Annotated in this window: 1 protein-coding gene; it reads left to right on the top strand. The window is 62.5% G+C overall.

All coding sequences use genetic code 11. The annotated features are described in order from the left end of the window. A partial coding sequence (locus ACT6Y9_RS10315; protein WP_443744468.1) for an autotransporter outer membrane beta-barrel domain-containing protein occupies positions 1 to 2,372 on the top strand: 2,372 nt, incomplete at its 5' end. Between the last annotated feature and the right edge of the window lie 216 nt (positions 2,373 to 2,588).

Here is a 2,588-nt window from a genome sequence, read left to right as displayed (position 1 = left end):
GAAAGTCGGCCGACTCGACGCTCACCGAGCTGCGCGTCAACGACAAGACCAGCGTCTCCAAGGGAACCTTCAGTGCGTACGCTGAGAAGGCGGCCTTCAACAAGCTCGACATCAGCAACGACGGCACCACGGTTCAACTGACCACGATCGGGGTTGCCGATGGCGCCGCGGACCTGACGATCGACGGTCTCATTCAGACGACCAAACGCGCCGCGCTCGGCATCCAGGCCACGAATTTCAAGCTCAACGGCCAGATCATCAACAAGAACTCCTCGATCGAGGTCGGCGGTGCGGACGCCAAGCTCTCGAGCTTCAAGGTGGTTTCGAATCGCGAAAACACGGGCTACAGCACGCTTCGGATCGACGAGGGTGGCAGCCTGAATGTTCATGCGGGGGCCGTTGACATTACGGGCAACGTTTCGACGACCGGCAGCAAGTCCGAGATCGCCTTCGACGCCGACAACTTCAGCGTTAACGCCGGCAGTGGCGGCGACCAGCACCTTCTGAGCGCAAGTGACGGGGCCAAGCTGACAGTAGCGGCCGCCGCCGACGGCGAGGTTTCGATCAACGCCGAGAGGAGCGCCGTACTCACGAGCAACGGCGGCACGTTCGAGGTGACGCAGGGCGCGCTCGACGTCACGGGCATCGTTCAGGCGAACGAGGGCTCGACGATCAAGTTCGGTTCCGAAAAGAAGCCCCTCGCCTCGGCGAGCTTCAAGGGCACTGATGCGAAGACCGGTGCTCTGCGCAGCAACGGCGGCGACTTCGCCCTCTATGCAGACGACATCGCGATTGACGGTGGGGACGGCATGGCGGTCGAGTCCTTCAACCTGGGCCGCAAGTACGACGGGGCGGGCAATTTCGTCATTCAGGCGGGCAAGACCCTTCAGGTGAAGGGCGACATCACCTCCGGTGCTGACCACGGCGATCCGACTTCGGGCGTGAGCAAGGACACGGTGCTCTCGATCGGCGCGGGCGAAACGGTTCAGATCGAAGGCGACGTGGTGAGCTTCAATCAGGACGAGTCGAAGAACGCCGTCAACATCACGCTCTCGGGAGAGGACTCCTACCTCAAGGGCGCGGTGAAGAATCTCAACGCGAAGAGCGAGGTCGTCACCGAATCCGCGGGCGGCACCACTCTCAATCTCGCTGACGGTGCGGGCTGGATCGTCACGGACAAGTCCAACGTGAAGGACCTCACCATCGGCGAAGGCGGCGGCACCATCTCGACCAACTCCGTCGAGGAGGGCTGGATCGAAATCGGTGAGAAGAAGGGCGACGGGAGCCTCACGGTCGAGGTCGCCGACACGAGCAAGCTCTCCGGCGACACCGAGTCGATAGAGAAGGCGCTCACGGGCATCGTCAAGATCAATGCGGGCGACAAGAGCTACACCGTTGAGGCCGCTGAAAGCAACGTGATCGGCGAGATCGAAATCGGCGTTGGGGAGGACGGTACCATCACCTCCTTCTCGGAAAAGGCAAACTCCGTCACGCAAAGCCTCGAAGACGTCGCGAGCTTCAACGTTCTGAGCTTCCGCGCGCAGATGAACGACCTCGACAAGCGCATGGGCGACCTGCGCTCGATGCCGGCTTCGGACGGCGCCTGGGCCCGTTGGTTCGGGGGAAAGAGTGAGTACCGCTCGAGCGGCTTCAAGAACGACTACAACGCGATCCAGGTGGGCGTCGATCACCGCTTCACGCCTGAAGTCTTCGCGGGCCTCTCCTTCACCTACACCGACAACGACGGCACGCTTTCGAACGGCACAGCCGACTCCGACACCTACAGCTTCGGTGTCTACGGCGGCTGGCTCTCGCCCGACGGGCAGTTCGTCGACGTCACGGTGAAGCGCCACCGCGTCAACACGGACTTCAGCATCCGCAACACCGCGGGTCTCCATGAAGGGTCCTACGGTATCTGGGGCACGTCCTTCTCGGTCGAGTACGGCTGGCGCCTCACCTGTCCGAACTCGGGCTTCTACGTCGAGCCGCAGGTTGAGTTCAACTACGGGCGCCTCGAGAGCGTGGACTACGGCACGTCTCTCGGCTCGCGCGTCCATCAGAACTCGGTGACGAACACCGTCGGGCGCGTGGGCGCGGCGGTGGGCTACGTCTTCCCCGAGAAGACGGGTTCGGTCTATCTCAAGGCCTCGTGGCTCCACGATTGGGACGGCAAGTCCGAAGGCACGCGCGGCGACGGCAACACCTATCGCACGTTCTCCGAAGACATGGGCGGCACTTGGGGCGAATTCGCCATGGGCGGCACCTACAACATGACGAACTTCGTCTCCGCCTACGGCGAGGTTCAGACCACCACCGGGTCGCCCATCAAGAACCCGTGGCAGGCGAGCGTTGGCGTCCGCTGGAGCTTCTGATGAACCTAACCCTCGTTTCGCCTGCGGGATGAGGTCCTGAACGGCCGGGGGTCGCAGTAGTTCTCGTTCTGCTGCGGCCCCCGGTGTTTTTTGGCGGAGAGGGGAGGTCTGTCCGGGCGACCACTTGGTCACCGGATCAGCATTTCCGTAAGTCCCCCAAAGCTTTGCAACCTCAAAAAAATGGAGGCTTCGTGCATACATGTGGGTAGGAGTCGC

Source organism: Sutterella sp., from assembly GCF_052272535.1.
GTDB lineage: Bacteria > Pseudomonadota > Gammaproteobacteria > Burkholderiales > Burkholderiaceae_F > Sutterella.
Note: the sequence above shows the minus strand (reverse complement) of the source record. Positions and strands in the feature narration are given on the sequence as shown.